The sequence below is a fragment of the Vibrio albus genome (assembly GCF_003144035.1).
Lineage (GTDB): Bacteria > Pseudomonadota > Gammaproteobacteria > Enterobacterales > Vibrionaceae > Vibrio > Vibrio albus.
Genome location: NZ_QFWT01000001.1, coordinates 565,033 through 579,931, shown reverse-complemented (window position 1 = coordinate 579,931; position 14,899 = coordinate 565,033). Strand labels below are relative to the sequence as shown.

The following is a 14,899-nucleotide window of genomic DNA, read 5'->3' as shown; positions in this document are numbered from 1 at the left end:
AACCTTATTCTCTGTGATATGGGTGATTTGCAGTAATACTCCAGGCGCGGTACAGGCTTTCTGCCATCACCACTCTCACCAGCGGATGCGGCAGAGTCAGAGGAGAAAGTGACCAGCTTTGATCCGCAGCGGCCTTACACGCGGGAGCCAGACCTTCCGGGCCTCCGATAAGAATGGATACATCTCTGCCATCAAGTTTCCAGCGTTCAAGTTGCTCTGCAAGCTGTTCGGTATCCCAACGCTTGCCGGGAATGTCCAGAGTAACAATTCGGTTGCCTTTTGGCACGGCAGCCAGCATGGCTTCGCCTTCTTTTTGCAGAATTCTTGCAATATCAGCGTTCTTTCCTCGTTTCCCCGCGGGTATTTCGATTAATTCCAGAGGCATATCATGAGGAAAGCGGCGTCGGTATTCCTGAAAACCTTCTCCTACCCATTTAGGCATTTTGTTGCCGACGGCAATAAGCTGTATTTTCAACGCTTAACTCCAGAGTTTTTCTAACTGATAAAGGTTACGGTGTTCTTCCTGCATAACATGGAGCATGACATCACCCATATCCAGAACAACCCATTCACCTTCCTGCTCTCCATCAATGCCATACGGGGTCAGGCCGATATTTTTAACTTCTGCTGCAACATTATCAGCGATAGAGGTGACGTGGCGTTTTGAGGTGCCGGTGCAGATGATCATATAGTCGGTAACACTCGACTTATCTGCCACATTAAGGGTAACAATATCTTCTGCTTTCATATCATCGGCTTTATCGGCAAGAAAGTCTTTTAGCTCATCGCGTAGCAAGGTAATACCTCTGTTTATCTCATTGATTTATTGCCGGCAGGATTTCTGCCGGCGAATTATATGGTGTGTACAGTCGCAAATTATATCACTGTTTCAGGGCGAAGCATCAATATGCTCCCGACAATCCAAGCCCCGATGGTTAAACAGATACTGGAATAACGTTTACCTGTTCCGGTATACAGAGCTCAAGGGTGATCTGCGCAATAACCGGCCACGGTGATTGATCGTACTGGGTTTTCGTCAGGATTTCCGCCTGAGTAAGCAGTTTAAATGCCCGGTTAAGTTGTTTAAGCGTTAAGCGTTGTAATATTGCGCTATACAGCGGTCTTTTACTCTGCCAGACCCGGTACTTATCAAACAGTTGAGCCAGAGGCATGGTCTGTAGCTCGTGCTTGTAGCGAACCACTAGAGTAAGCTCTTTTTGCAGTGTTCTGAGCAAAATAACCGGCTCGACACCTTCAGCTTCCAACTGGCGTAAAATTCTCTGTGAACGGCTGGCTTTTCCCGCTAATAAGGCATCGACCCAGTGAAAGGGGGTAAAGTGGTTGTGTCGGTTGAGCGCTTCCTCGAGCCTGACCAGGGTTAACTCGCCATCGGGGTAGAGAAGGACGAGCTTTTCCAGACTTTGCACCAGTGCCAGCAGGTTGCCTTCATGCCATTGCGCCAGCATTTGCAGGGCCTGAGCATCAGGATGCAGGTTGAGTTTCCGGCAGCGAGCCTGAACAAACTGCGGCAGCCGCTGAATATCCGGTGTCAGGCAACTGACCCACATACCGTGTTGGTGTAGGGCCTTAAACCATTTGGCATTTTCCTGTTGTCGGGTCAGCTTACTGCCGAAGACGATCAGAAGGACATCAGGGTTAAGCTGTTCTGCCAGCTCAACCAGCGATTTACCCGCGGCGGCGTTGATTCCGGATTCCGGAACTTCAAGTTCGATAATCTTTTTATCGGAAAACAGACTAAGGGCCTGACAACAGTCAAACACCTGATTCCAGTCCAGCTGAGCATCAAGGGTGAAATAATGTTTTTCTGAAAAGCCGGCTTCTTTCGCGGCTGTGATGACAGCATCTCGGCTTTCCGACAGCAACAGCGGCTCGTTACCGAAGATCAGATAGACATTTTTAAGTTCACGTTGCAGTTGAGCGGGTAACTTATCAGCAAAAATTCGCATGGTATAACCGGGAGAAATCAGTTTCTGGCGGTATCATCGGATACCGCGGGCTTGGTTTCCTGCAATTCGGCTCTCAGGCGAGCCATCTGGCGTATGATCTGGCTGGCGGCCTGAGCGCGCATTTCATCCTGAAGTAGCTCTTTTTCTGTAGACTTTGCCAGCGCGGTTTGGGGGTTATCCAGATAATTACGGTTTACGCTGGTAGAGAAGGTTTTTTCTCCTATTTCCGGAATAACCATCCGTGCCTTAGCGGTATATAGGATCTCTTTTTCTGCCGCGCTGCTGTTCTGGTAGAGGGACAGGGTACGTGTGCTGATATTTTCGCTGATAAGATGCAGGTTAACGATGTTTTCTGACGGTGCTGTAATACGGACGTCATTCATGCGCAACTGGCTTTCGACATCACGAGTCAATTTGGAGTAGGGGTCAAAACTGGTGACAGAAATTTCGGAAATTTCTTCCGGGACCAGATAAGCACTTCGCAGATGAAAACCACAAGCAGACAGAGTGCTGGTGATAAGCAGCGCGATCACGAGCTTAAATGACAAGGCTGGGAAAAGTGATTTCACAACATTTCTCTCTATATTTAGTTGATTGACTCGGAGTACTGATTTTTTGACTGCATGTTTGAATAAAATATGCAGTCAAAAAATCATTCGCGCTAATAGGATACAAATAAAAAGGGTGCGAAACACACCCTTTTTTATTGACCGTAGTATACCTGATTAGTTCGCAACGATGTTCAGCAGTTTGCCCGGAACATAGATGACTTTGCGAATGGTTTTATCTTCGGTGAATTTCTGTACGTGCTCGTCTGCCAGACCAAGTGCTTCAACCTGTTCTTTGGTAGCGTCAGCGGCAACAGTCAGTTTCGCCCGTAGCTTACCGTTTACCTGAACAACGATCAGTTTTTCATCTTCAACCAGTGCTTTTTCATCATAAGCAGGCCAGGATGTTGTATCGACGTTGCTTTCACCCAGCGCTTCCCACAGTTCGAAACAGATGTGCGGAGTGATAGGATACAACATGCGAACCACAGCTTTCAGCGCTTCATCCAGAATAGCGCGATCCTGTACTGACTCCTGAGGCGCTTTGCCCAGTTTGTTCATCAGTTCCATGATTGCAGCAATTGCCGTGTTGAATGTCTGACGGCGTTCTACATCATCACTCACTTTAGCGATGGTTTTATGTACGTCTCGACGAAGTGCTTTCTGATCAGCAGACAGTTCTGCGGCATTAACCACTTCAGCAGAACCTTGTTCAGTATGCTCTTTTACCAGTTTCCAGACACGTTTCAGGAAGCGGTTAGCGCCTTCTACACCAGATTCCTGCCACTCAAGGGTCATGTCAGCAGGGGAGGCAAACATCATGAACAGGCGCACAGTGTCGGCACCGTATTTGTCGACCATCTCTTGTGGGTCAATACCGTTGTTTTTTGACTTAGACATTTTGATCATGCCTGAGTGTTCAACGTCACGACCTAGAGAGTCAACGGCTTTCGCGATGCGGCCTTTACCATCACGCTCAATGGCAACGTCTGTTGGTGCGATCCACTCTTTTGTGCCTTTCTCGTTGGTGTGGTAGAAAGCGTCTGCCAGCACCATACCCTGACATAGCAGTTGCTTGAACGGTTCGTCAGACGTTACGTAGCCGGCATCACGCAGCAGCTTATGGAAGAAACGAGAGTACAGCAGGTGCATACAAGCGTGTTCAATACCACCAATGTACTGGTCTACCGGCAGCCAGTAGTTTGCTTTTTCTGGATCCAGGATGTCATCAGCCTGAGGTGAACAGTAACGTGCGTAATACCAGGAGGATTCCATAAAGGTATCGAACGTGTCGGTCTCACGCAGAGCATGCTCGCCGTTATAGGTTGTTTCTGCCCAGGCTTTATCTGCTTTAATTGGGCTGGTTACACCGTCCATTACCACGTCTTCCGGCAGGATTACCGGTAGCTGGTCAGCCGGTACTGGATGAACTTCGCCGTCATCAGTGGTGACCATAGGGATTGGTGCGCCCCAGTAACGTTGACGGGAGACACCCCAGTCACGCAGACGGAAGTTGACGGTTTTATGGCCGTGGCCTTCCGCTTCCAGTTTTTCGGCAATAGCATCAAATGCTGTCTGGAAGTCCATCCCGTCGAATTCACCTGAATCGAACAGAACGCCTTTTTCGGTGTACGCTTCTGCAGAGATATCCAGCTCACTGCCGTCTGCCGGTTTGATGACAGGTACGATATCCAGACCGTATTTGGTCGCGAATTCGTAGTCACGCTGATCGTGAGCAGGTACAGCCATAACTGCGCCTGTACCATAGTCCATCAGTACGAAGTTAGCGACGTAAACAGGCACTTCACGGCCGTTCAGCGGATGAATAGCGGTAAGGCCGGTCGCCATACCTTTTTTCTCCATGGTCGCCAGCTCAGCTTCTGCCACTTTATGGTTTTTGCACTCTTCAACAAAAGCAGCCAGCTCAGGGTTAGTTTCAGCGGCTTTTTCTGCCAGCGGGTGACCGGCAGCGATACCAACATAGGTCACGCCCATCAGGGTGTCCGGACGGGTGGTGTACACTTCCAGTGCGCCGTGATCTTGTACGTCAAACTTCAGTTCGACACCTTCAGAACGGCCAATCCAGTTACGCTGCATGGTCTTAACCATTTCAGGCCAGCCATCAAGATTGTCCAGATCATCCAGAAGTTCCTGAGCATAAGCCGTGATTTTAATAAACCACTGTGGAATTTCTTTTTGCTCTACAGGTGTGTCACAGCGCCAGCAGCAGCCGTCTTCAACCTGTTCGTTTGCCAGAACAGTCTGGTCATTCGGACACCAGTTAACAGAAGATGTTTTCTTATAAACCAGGCCTTTTTCGTACAGCTTGGTGAAGAACTCTTGTTCCCAGCGGTAGTATTCAGGGGTGCAGGTTGCAAACTCGCGGTTCCAGTCATAGCCAAAGCCCAGAAGCTTCAACTGGTTTTTCATGTACTCAATATTTTCATAGGTCCATGGTGCCGGCGCTGTCTTGTTTTTAACAGCGGCGTTTTCTGCCGGCAGACCGAACGCATCCCAGCCGATTGGCTGCATAACGTTTTTGCCTTTAAGGCGTTGGAAACGAGAAACAACATCACCGATAGTGTAGTTTCGCACGTGACCCATATGCAGTCGGCCACTCGGATATGGGAACATTGAGAGACAGTAAAATTTCTCTTTATCAGCGTCTTCAGTCACGACAAAAGTGTTATTGTCGTCCCAGTGTTTCTGAACTTTTTGTTCAATATCTTGCGGATTGTATTGCTCTTGCATCGATGATTTCCGGTTATCGTGGAATATGTGAGATCGGTTAGATCAGATAATGTCAGATCAGCATAGAATACCTAAAGGAAGCACGGGCAACAACTGAAATGTCGAAGCATGGAGGTATAAAATGCCAAAGCGTACATCTGGTTATGAAGAAAAATTTGCTGAAGTGGTCGAAACCCTTAAGCACAGCCCTGAAGAGTTAAATCATGTACTGGAGACCTCTGGTGAAGTCGCTCACGCTGCCAGTGACATGACGAAAGACGAACTGGCGCTGATTTCTGAGTACCTCAAGTCGGATCTGAAAGAGTTCGCTGAAGAGTACGAAGAAAGTAAGTCAGGGCCGTTTTATCTGATGATCGCCAATTCTATCTGGCAGGGGTTGCTGGATATCACTGATCGTACCCGGGTAGAGTGGATGGAACTGTTTCAGGATCTCGAACATCAGGGCATATACAAAGCCGGTGATGTGATTGGTTTGGGGAATCTGGTCTGTGAAAAATGCGGCCACAGGACGCAGTATAACCATCCGACCATTATTGAGCCGTGCAGTAAATGTGGTTGTGAGGAGTTTACCCGGGTGCCGCTGAAACCTTAGAAATAGCAGAATACAGATTGGGTGTTGATCTTATTCCCATGGTCTCCCGTGGGAATGAATGCTGAACTTAAAGTTACCACAGCTATATACAGGGCTTATATTTTCCTTAAGAATAACTAATGTTTAGCGGAAATTAAGGGATATTCTTAACTCAGGTCTGCATTCCCACGCAGAGCATGGGAACGAGGTCATTACAGACAAGTGCGGGGCTAGAGACTAGACCGCTCCGCTTCTCGAGACTATAAAAATACCTGTACTTTTTCTGTATTCTCAAAGCGGAGCGCTCTGTATTCTCTTCTGGTCTCTAGTTTTTCTTACGAAACCCCAACACTACCAAACCAATCACAACAAACCCTACTAGCGGCCAACTGCCAAACCGGGTATATGGTGTTAACCCAGTTGTCGAGCTTACTGTGGCTCTTAACACCTGAGTCTCAAACTGAGGCGCTTTGGCAATAATTTTACCTTTATAGTCCGTGATTGCGGTGACACCATTGTTGGTAGAACGGATCACCGGCTTCCCGGTTTCCAGCGCGCGCATGCGGGCAATTTCCATATGCTGTAGCGGACCAATGGAATGGCCAAACCAAGCGTCGTTTGAGAGGGTCAGAATATAATCAGTGTCTTCGGTGATATTCTGTCTGACCTGATCGCCGAAGATAATTTCATAGCAGAGTGCCGATGCGAACTTCCGGCCTTTGGCGAGAATATTGTCCTGAATGAAGCCGCCACGACTGAACGATGACATGGGTAAATTAAACAAGGGAGCCAGAGGACGGAGTATATCTTCAAAAGGGACAAACTCGCCGAATAGCAGCAAATGATGTTTGCTGTACCTGGGCTGGGTACGGTAGTCGTACTCGCCACTCTGCACATCACCAAGGGGAAGGACACTGTTAAAATATTTGCCGTCCTTAACGTTAATAATGCCTGTTAACAGGGCAGACTCATTCATTCTGGCGGCCGCATCGACGTTGCTTAAAAAGCTGGTCACATTACGCTCGATAGCCGGAACAGCGGCTTCCGGCCAGATAATGATATCGGCATCCCAGTTAGCCCGACTCAGACCCATATACTTCATGATGGTTGGCCAGCGCTCAGATGGTAACCACTTTCTTTCTTGTGCGATATTGCCCTGAATAAGCGCAAAAGAGGTGGCGCTGTCTGGATTTGGCTTAACCCAGTCGATTAAACTAAGGCCCGAAGCCAGTATAAAAGGTACCGCCGATATCAGGATCCACTGCCATTTTCGGGATAGCACGAACAGGGTCAGCATGGAGGCAATAAAAATCGTAACGAAACTTACCATCCCGACACCGCCTAACGGCGCATAAGCAGACAAAGGGCTGTCAATCTGGCTGTAACCTATCCAGAGCCATGGGAAACCAGTGAATACCCATCCTCGGGCAAAATCACACAGTAGCCATAGAGAGGGAATAGCAAGCAGGTAACGAGTCTTCCCGGCGGGGAAAAAACGGTTAAGCAGACCGGCAAACAGAGCAGGGTATAAAGCAAGATAGCTTACAAGCAGAACCATCAGCCCCAGGCTGGCGACCTTTGGCAACCCGCCAAAGTTATCGATACTGACATGTACCCAACTGATACCAGTGGCAAATTGTCCCAGTCCCCAGAAAAAACCGGTCAGTATGGCCGCCTTGACGGGAATATGGTGTAAAAGTAAAAACAGAATAGCCGGACTGAGTATTGCCAAAGGCCAGTATTGAAAGGGAGTAAAGGCGAGGGTGGTAAGAGCGCCAACAAAAGCGGCCGTTAACGGCCGCATTACAGGATGATTCAGTATGAGCATCGCTTTATCTTAGTTTTCCCAGTTAATACTGAGGGTTAGCATTACCTTGCAGTATAGCGGTTACTCTTCCATCGACGGAAGGTTATGTTCGTCCGGTACGGTAACCTGTAGCTGAACGACGCGCCGGCTGTCGGCAGCAGTGACTTTAAAACTGTACCCTTCAATTTCGACCATTTCCCCTCTTGACGGGAGGTGACCAAAGCTGGTCATGACAATACCACCAATAGTATCCACTTCTTCATCACTAAAGCTGGTGCCGAAAGTCGAATTAAAATCTTCAATCGTTGTCAGCGCTTTTACCGAATAAGTATGCTTGCTGAGTTTACGAACGTCGATTTCGTCTTCATCGTCGAACTCGTCTTCGATTTCACCGACGATTTCTTCGAGAATATCCTCGATGGTGATCAGGCCTGATACACCACCAAACTCGTCTACCACGATTGCCATGTGGTAACGTTCTTCACGGAACTCTTTCAGCAAGCGGTCAACCCGTTTACTTTCCGGAACAACAACCGCAGGGCGAATTACCTGTTCGATGTGGAACGGTTCACTATCGGAGCCCAGATATTTCAGCAGATCTTTTGCCAGCAGAATACCTTCAACATGATCTTTATCTTCACTGATAACCGGGTAGCGGGAGTGCTGAGCATCCGTGATCAGCGCAACCAGAGCATCAAGGTCGTGTGCTTTGTCCGCAGTCACCATTTGCGCCCGGGGAATCATAATATCCCGAACCCGCATTTCAGAAATTTCCATCACTCCTTCGAGCATGTCCCGGGTATCATGATCAATCAGATCATTAATCTCGGAGTCGCGGATAACATCCACCAGTTCCTGACGGTCTTTTGGTTCTCCCTGAAAAAGGTTTGTCAGGCGCTCAAAGAAGGACTTTCTACTCGGACCTTCCGACTTATCCCTCGAATCTTCCTTTGAGGGCGAATTCTCTTCGTTCATGTGTTCTCATTCATTAACGCTATCAGATGTGTGATAGCTCACATCGAGCCGTCGCTACTGTTCTTTTTCCACGAAATATGGCTCTTTTTCAGCGGCGTACGGGTCATTAAAGCCCATTGACTGCATGATGTCGGTTTCCAGAGACTCCATCTCTTCGGCTTCATCATCTTCAATATGGTCATAACCTAGCAGATGAAGCGCACCATGTACAACCATATGCGCCCAATGTGCCTGTAAAGGCTTGTTTTGCTCTTCCGCTTCTTTTTCAACTACTTGCTTACAGATGATTAAATCACCCAGCAGGTCCAGTTCCATACCTGGTGGGGCTTCGAACGGAAAAGAGAGTACGTTGGTTGGTTTATCTTTACCCCGGTACTCAAAGTTCAGATCGTGGCTCTCTTGTTCATCAACGAGACGGATAGTGACTTCAGCATCCGGCTGGAACTGATTTACCGTTGAGGTCAGCCAGTGCTGAAAGTCTTTCTCTGCCGGCAGGTTGTTCTCATCGGCGACAGCCAGTTGTAGATCCAGAAGAATGGCCATTATTCATCACCTGATTTGTTCTGAGGCTCTGCTCTTTGTGCTTCCAGAAGCCGGGCTTCGCGCTCTTCACGGCGACGCTGTTCTGCTTCTTTGCGATCTTTCTGATCCTGCACTTCCCATTTTTCGTAGGCATTGACGATTTGAGCAACAACAGGGTGTCTTACTACATCATCGGCCTGGAAAAAGTTAAAGCTGATTTCTTCAACCTCTGAAAGCACTTCGATGGCATGACGAAGACCGGAGCGAGCGCCGCGTGGCAGGTCGATCTGGGTAACGTCACCGGTGATAACCGCACGTGAGTTAAAACCGATACGGGTCAGAAACATTTTCATCTGTTCGACAGTTGTGTTCTGACTTTCATCCAGGATGATAAACGCATCGTTCAGAGTACGGCCACGCATGTAAGCCAGCGGAGCCACCTCAATAACGTTCCGCTCGATCAGTTTCTCTACGCGCTCAAAGCCAAGCATTTCAAACAGGGCGTCATACAGGGGGCGCAGGTAAGGGTCGACTTTCTGGCTCAGGTCACCGGGCAGAAAGCCCAGTTTTTCGCCTGCTTCTACTGCCGGACGGGTCAGAAGAATACGGCGGATTTCCTGACGCTCCAGTGCGTCAACCGCAGCAGCAACGGCAAGATAGGTTTTACCTGTACCCGCTGGGCCAATACCGTAGGAAATGTCATGGGTAACCATGTTCATCAGGTATTGCGCCTGGTTAGGTGTACGTGGTTTGATCACGCCTTTTTTGGTCTTAATAACGACTTCTTTACCATGCTGAATATTGGATTCGGTGTTCTGTTCCAGGACACCGGATTCCTTGATGGCCAGATGGATTTGCTCCGGCTCAATATCCGGTATATTTCCCCGAACAGGTGCCGTATCCACATAGACAGTTTTCAGGATATCCATGGCTGCAGCCGCTGTATGAGGCTTACCCACGATAGAGAATGCGTTACCGCGATAGTTAATTTCTACGCCAAGGCGGCGTTCGAGGTGTTTGATGTTGTCGTCGAAAGGACCGCAAAGACTGGCTAGTCGACGGTTATCAGAAGGCTCCAGCTCAATGTCCAGAGTTACAATTTTATTACTCAATTTTGCCTCTCATTCTGCCTTTGGAGCCCGATTGTGACCGGGCCCCGGCTTAATTATAGATTACGGTGTAAAAGTCGCTACACCCAGCTCGTCTTCGCGACGGGTTTTCTCCATCATTTCGGCCGGAGAAGTCATACTACGAAGACCCATTTCCTGTTCGGTACGTAGAAGTTCACCACGCAGTGAGTTCGGGAATACGTCGGTGATTTTCACATCAACGAATTGTCCGATCAGGTCAGCTGAGCCTACAAAGTTAACCACACGGTTATTCTCAGTACGGCCTCGTAGCTCCATCAAATCTTTTTTCGATGGCCCTTCTACCAGAATACGTTGTTCTGTGCCGAGCATCTGGCGAGAATAGCGCATTGCCTGAGTATTTATCTGTTGCTGCAGCTCGTATAAGCGCTGTTTCTTGGTCTCTTCCGACAGATCGCAAGGGTAGTCAGCTGCTGGCGTACCCGGGCGAGGGGAGAAGATAAAGCTAAAGCTCATATCAAAATCGACATCGCGGATAAGCTTCATGGTGGCCTGAAAGTCTTCGTCAGTTTCTCCCGGGAAGCCGACGATAAAGTCAGAGCTGATTTGAATATCAGGACGCGCCTTGCGCAGCTTACGGATAATCGATTTATACTCGATAGCCGTCTGAGGGCGCTTCATGCGAGTCAGAACCCGGTCAGAGCCGCTTTGTACCGGCAGGTGCAGGAAGCTGACCAGTTCCGGCGTGTCTTCGTATACAGCGATGATATCGTCAGTGAATTCCAGCGGATGGCTGGTGGTGAAACGGATACGGTCAATGCCATCAATGGTTGCTACCATGCGCAGCAGTTCCGCGAAAGAGCAGATTTCACCTTCGTGGGTAGGACCACGATAGGCATTCACATTCTGACCCAAAAGGTTTACTTCACGGACGCCTTGCTCGGCAAGCTGTGCGATTTCAAACAATACATCATCCAGCGGACGGCTGATTTCTTCGCCACGGGTATATGGAACCACACAGTAAGTACAGTACTTAGAGCAACCTTCCATAATCGCCACAAATGCCGTTGCACCATCGGCGCTTGGTTCCGGCAGACGGTCAAATTTTTCAATTTCCGGGAAAGATATATCAACAACCGGAGCATGCTCGCTTTGTGATGCTTTGATCATATGAGGCAGGCGGTGCAGCGTCTGCGGGCCAAAGATGACATCGACAAACGGTGCACGTTCACGGATATGGTCGCCTTCCTGGCTCGCAACACAGCCGCCAACGCCGATAACGACATTCTCGTTTTTGTCTTTCAGGTTTTTCCAGCGGCCTAGCTGGTGGAAGACTTTTTCCTGAGCTTTTTCACGAATCGAGCAAGTGTTAAGTAATAAGACATCTGCTTCCTCAGGAATGTCTGTCAGCTCATAGCCATCAGTACTCAGAAGATCGACCATTCTGGATGAATCGTATTCATTCATCTGACAGCCCCAGGTTTTGATTAGAAGTTTCTTACTCATTTGACATTCGCTCGTAACTATTTTTTCAAGGCCTTGTTTTTAATAACTTTACTTTTAAAGCGTTCGGCTTTTAAAAACACTGCTTCTGTTGTATTCGGTATTTGCTCAAAGAGGTGTTTTAAAGTCAACACACTCTGGCAAGCCGCGTATTGTACTGCTTTAAAAACCACCTGACCAGAGGTGTGGTAAAACTATCGGTAATTCGTTTGAAGACCTCATTTTATAAGGGGTTATGAGAAAATTTTTTACAGATTCGGGTACAATAAAAAGCAAATAAATTCAGCAGGTAATAGTGAGCCATGACAGAAGTATTTGATGTCACCATCATTGGTGGCGGAATGGTAGGAGCAGCGACTGCGCTGGGGTTGGCAAAGCAAGGAAAAAAAGTCGCGGTAGTTGAAGGGGCTGAGCCGGCTGCTTTTGCTTCGGATCAATCGATGGACATCCGTGTTTCAGCCATTTCACATACTTCAGTGACACTGCTTGAAGAGCTTGGCGCATGGCACGCAATTCGGGATATGCGGGTGTGTCCGTATCGCAGGCTGGAAACCTGGGAGCTTGAGGAGTGCCGGGTTCATTTTAATGCGGATTCTCTGGGTATCGATGAGCTTGGTTTTATTGTCGAGAACCGTCTGATCCAACTGGGGTTGTGGCAGCAGTTTTCTGCTTATCCGGAATTACATCTGCTTTGCCCGGAGCGGCTGGAAAAAGTCATTCCCGGGAAAGAGAAAAATACGGTGGTACTAGAGTCCGGCAAGGAAATTCAGTCATTGCTGGTGATTGGTGCCGATGGGGCCAACTCAAAAGTACGTCAGCAATGTGGGATCGGGATTACGGCCTGGGATTATCGCCAGCACTGTATGTTAATAAATGTTGAGACAGAGCTGCCCCAGCAGGATATTACCTGGCAGTGGTTTACTCCAACCGGGCCGAGGGCGTTTCTTCCTCTTCCCGGCCATCAGGGCTCTCTGGTCTGGTATGACTCGCCGCAGCGTATCCGGCAGTTATCCCAAATGACTTCGGAAAAATTAGCTAAAGAAATAGAAGAGCAGTTTCCTGAAGAGCTACAAGGTGTAACGGTTTTGCAGAAAGGATCTTTCCCTCTAACCCGTCGACACGCCCAGGCATATCACAAGGCGCGTTGTGTACTGGTGGGGGATGCAGCCCACACCATTAACCCTTTAGCCGGGCAGGGAGTGAACTTGGGCTTTAAGGATGTAAAAGTGCTACTGGATGTTCTGGATTGTGAGCAGTGGGACAGTGACGATGCGCTGAACCGTTATGAAAGAAAGCGTCGGGCAGACAACTTACTGATGCAGAGCGGTATGGATCTGTTTTACAAAGGTTTCAGTAATGATCACTTGCCTTTGAAGCTGTTAAGAAACGCGGTATTAAAAGCGACTGACAATGCCGGAATACTAAAAAAGCAGATCCTTAAGTATGCAGTGGGGCTATAGCGTCAAGATACTCGATCAGCAGACCCTCTTTGCCATGGATGGCAAAGCGGAGCCCCAGGGATGGGTTCATGCGTGTCTGCGTTCGATTTCTGTCTACTATCTATATTTCGAGACAAAAAGAAAACCCGATGATAAAAATCACCGGGTTTCTTAATGATGGTGCGGAAGGAGAGACTTGAACTCTCACACCTTGCGGCGCCAGAACCTAAATCTGGTGCGTCTACCAATTCCGCCACTTCCGCATCAATTCTGTATTCTTATTGGCTGAATTGGATTCCAATAAGAAGTTGTAATGGTTGGGCAACTTGATTTCGAACCAGGGAGGTAGCCCGGGGCATCAAAAATCATGCTTTATCAACCAATTATAAATAATGGCAGGGCTACCTGGATTCGAACCAGGGAATGGCGGCATCAAAAGCCGCTGCCTTACCGCTTGGCGATAGCCCTGCAGATAGTTCAACGAACTAACATTGAATATGGTGCGGAAGGAGAGACTTGAACTCTCACACCTTGCGGCGCCAGAACCTAAATCTGGTGCGTCTACCAATTCCGCCACTTCCGCATCAATTCTGTATTCTTACCGGATGAATTGGATTCCAATAAGAAGTTGTAATGGTTGGACAATTTGATTTTGAACCAGGGAGGTAGCCCGGGGCATCAAAAATCATGCTTTATCAACCAATTGTAAATAATGGCAGGGCTACCTGGATTCGAACCAGGGAATGGCGGCATCAAAAGCCGCTGCCTTACCGCTTGGCGATAGCCCTACGAAAATGTTCAATGAACATTTCTGAATAATGGTGCGGAAGGAGAGACTTGAACTCTCACACCTTGCGGCGCCAGAACCTAAATCTGGTGCGTCTACCAATTCCGCCACTTCCGCAACTTAATTTTTAGTCTATCAACTAATTGGTAAAAGCTGATAAACGAAATAAATGGTGGCTACGACGGGATTCGAACCTGTGACCCCATCATTATGAGTGATGTGCTCTAACCAACTGAGCTACGTAGCCACTCTGATGTTTCTAAGAAAATAAACATTTCTTAAGAAACTGAATAATGGCAGGGCTACCTGGATTCGAACCAGGGAATGGCGGCATCAAAAGCCGCTGCCTTACCGCTTGGCGATAGCCCTACTGAAAACAACCTGATTCAAGTATAAACTTGGTGCGGAGGGAGGGACTTGAACCCTCACGTCCTTGCGGACACTAGCACCTGAAGCTAGCGCGTCTACCAATTCCGCCACCACCGCATTGTGGTTGTTTTTTCAAATTGTAAATAATGAAAGGCTGAGCTGACTCCGAATCAGGGAGATAAGCTGTGGCATCAAAAGCCGCTGCCTGTACCATTATTATAAATAATGGCAGGGCTACCTGGATTCGAACCAGGGAATGGCGGCATCAAAAGCCGCTGCCTTACCGCTTGGCGATAGCCCTGCAGATAGTTCAACGAACTAACATTGAATATGGTGCGGAAGGAGAGACTTGAACTCTCACACCTTGCGGCGCCAGAACCTAAATCTGGTGCGTCTACCAATTCCGCCACTTCCGCATATTCGGTCTAACTTTTGTAGAATCATTGAGATGGTGCGGAAGGAGAGACTTGAACTCTCACACCTTGCGGCGCCAGAACCTAAATCTGGTGCGTCTACCAATTCCGCCACTTCCGCGTCTCAAGTTTTCTACAGGTTTATCAGCTAATTGGTAA

General features: G+C 48.3%; 12 protein-coding genes and 11 tRNA genes. 2 read left to right on the top strand and 21 right to left on the bottom strand.

The window, feature by feature from the left end; all coding sequences use genetic code 11:
- Positions 1-4 precede the first annotated feature (4 nt).
- From rlmH to leuS, 5 genes are all read right to left on the bottom strand, one after another.
- Positions 5-475, bottom strand: coding sequence for a 23S rRNA (pseudouridine(1915)-N(3))-methyltransferase RlmH (gene rlmH, locus DI392_RS02620; protein WP_109318331.1), 471 nt, complete (start codon positions 473-475; stop codon positions 5-7).
- A gap of 3 nt (positions 476-478) precedes the next feature.
- Positions 479-796 carry a ribosome silencing factor gene (gene rsfS / locus DI392_RS02615; protein ID WP_109318330.1) on the bottom strand — a complete coding sequence of 106 codons (318 nt, stop codon included), beginning with the start codon at positions 794-796 and terminating at the stop codon, positions 479-481.
- 139 nt (positions 797-935) lie between these two features.
- Positions 936-1,967: a DNA polymerase III subunit delta gene (holA, locus tag DI392_RS02610; RefSeq protein WP_109318329.1), complete on the bottom strand. Its 1,032-nt coding sequence runs from the start codon at positions 1,965-1,967 to the stop codon at positions 936-938.
- 17 nt (positions 1,968-1,984) lie between these two features.
- Positions 1,985-2,536 carry an LPS-assembly lipoprotein LptE gene (locus DI392_RS02605; protein WP_109318328.1) on the bottom strand — a complete coding sequence of 184 codons (552 nt, stop codon included), beginning with the start codon at positions 2,534-2,536 and terminating at the stop codon, positions 1,985-1,987.
- 156 nt (positions 2,537-2,692) lie between these two features.
- Positions 2,693-5,266 (bottom strand): leucine--tRNA ligase, encoded by a 2,574-nt coding sequence (gene leuS, locus DI392_RS02600; RefSeq protein WP_109318327.1) that lies wholly within the window; start codon positions 5,264-5,266, stop codon positions 2,693-2,695.
- A 121-nt stretch (positions 5,267-5,387) separates the two neighbouring features.
- Here leuS and DI392_RS02595 point away from each other — a divergent pair, with 121 nt between their 5' ends.
- Positions 5,388-5,858, top strand: coding sequence for a zinc ribbon-containing protein (locus DI392_RS02595; protein WP_109318326.1), 471 nt, complete (start codon positions 5,388-5,390; stop codon positions 5,856-5,858).
- Positions 5,859-6,162: 304 nt separating this feature from the next.
- Here the strand turns inward: DI392_RS02595 and lnt are convergent, their stop codons facing one another.
- The 5 genes from lnt to miaB are packed head-to-tail and all read right to left on the bottom strand — an operon-like array spanning position 6,163 to position 11,735.
- Positions 6,163-7,665 (bottom strand): apolipoprotein N-acyltransferase, encoded by a 1,503-nt coding sequence (gene lnt, locus DI392_RS02590; protein ID WP_109318325.1) that lies wholly within the window; start codon positions 7,663-7,665, stop codon positions 6,163-6,165.
- Positions 7,666-7,725: 60 nt separating this feature from the next.
- Positions 7,726-8,619, bottom strand: coding sequence for a CNNM family magnesium/cobalt transport protein CorC (corC, locus tag DI392_RS02585; protein ID WP_109318324.1), 894 nt, complete (start codon positions 8,617-8,619; stop codon positions 7,726-7,728).
- A 54-nt stretch (positions 8,620-8,673) separates the two neighbouring features.
- Positions 8,674-9,162, bottom strand: coding sequence for an rRNA maturation RNase YbeY (gene ybeY / locus DI392_RS02580; protein WP_109318323.1), 489 nt, complete (start codon positions 9,160-9,162; stop codon positions 8,674-8,676).
- Positions 9,162-10,253 carry a PhoH family protein gene (locus DI392_RS02575; RefSeq protein WP_109318322.1) on the bottom strand — a complete coding sequence of 364 codons (1,092 nt, stop codon included), beginning with the start codon at positions 10,251-10,253 and terminating at the stop codon, positions 9,162-9,164. Before DI392_RS02575 ends, ybeY begins: the two co-directional genes overlap by 1 nt.
- A 60-nt stretch (positions 10,254-10,313) precedes the next feature.
- Positions 10,314-11,735, bottom strand: coding sequence for a tRNA (N6-isopentenyl adenosine(37)-C2)-methylthiotransferase MiaB (gene miaB, locus DI392_RS02570; protein WP_109318321.1), 1,422 nt, complete (start codon positions 11,733-11,735; stop codon positions 10,314-10,316).
- A 299-nt stretch (positions 11,736-12,034) separates the two neighbouring features.
- On the opposite strand from miaB, the gene DI392_RS02565 reads away from it, so the two are divergent.
- Positions 12,035-13,192 (top strand): 2-octaprenyl-3-methyl-6-methoxy-1,4-benzoquinol hydroxylase, encoded by a 1,158-nt coding sequence (locus DI392_RS02565; protein WP_109318320.1) that lies wholly within the window; start codon positions 12,035-12,037, stop codon positions 13,190-13,192.
- 157 nt (positions 13,193-13,349) lie between these two features.
- Here the strand turns inward: DI392_RS02565 and DI392_RS02560 are convergent.
- The 11 genes from DI392_RS02560 to DI392_RS02510 all read right to left on the bottom strand — a co-directional run bounded on the left by DI392_RS02560 (position 13,350) and on the right by DI392_RS02510 (position 14,861).
- Positions 13,350-13,434: transfer RNA gene (locus tag DI392_RS02560), tRNA-Leu, on the bottom strand.
- A gap of 130 nt (positions 13,435-13,564) precedes the next feature.
- Positions 13,565-13,639, bottom strand: a tRNA-Gln gene (locus DI392_RS02555).
- A 30-nt stretch (positions 13,640-13,669) separates the two neighbouring features.
- Positions 13,670-13,754, bottom strand: a tRNA-Leu gene (locus tag DI392_RS02550).
- A gap of 130 nt (positions 13,755-13,884) precedes the next feature.
- A tRNA-Gln gene (locus tag DI392_RS02545) sits at positions 13,885-13,959 on the bottom strand.
- Positions 13,960-13,990: 31 nt separating this feature from the next.
- A tRNA-Leu gene (locus DI392_RS02540) sits at positions 13,991-14,075 on the bottom strand.
- Positions 14,076-14,128: 53 nt separating this feature from the next.
- Positions 14,129-14,205: transfer RNA gene (locus tag DI392_RS02535), tRNA-Met, on the bottom strand.
- A gap of 47 nt (positions 14,206-14,252) precedes the next feature.
- A tRNA-Gln gene (locus DI392_RS02530) sits at positions 14,253-14,327 on the bottom strand.
- Positions 14,328-14,357: 30 nt separating this feature from the next.
- A tRNA-Leu gene (locus DI392_RS02525) sits at positions 14,358-14,444 on the bottom strand.
- A gap of 109 nt (positions 14,445-14,553) precedes the next feature.
- Positions 14,554-14,628 (bottom strand) — tRNA-Gln (locus DI392_RS02520).
- 30 nt (positions 14,629-14,658) lie between these two features.
- A tRNA-Leu gene (locus DI392_RS02515) sits at positions 14,659-14,743 on the bottom strand.
- 33 nt (positions 14,744-14,776) lie between these two features.
- Positions 14,777-14,861: transfer RNA gene (locus tag DI392_RS02510), tRNA-Leu, on the bottom strand.
- Positions 14,862-14,899 lie beyond the last annotated feature (38 nt).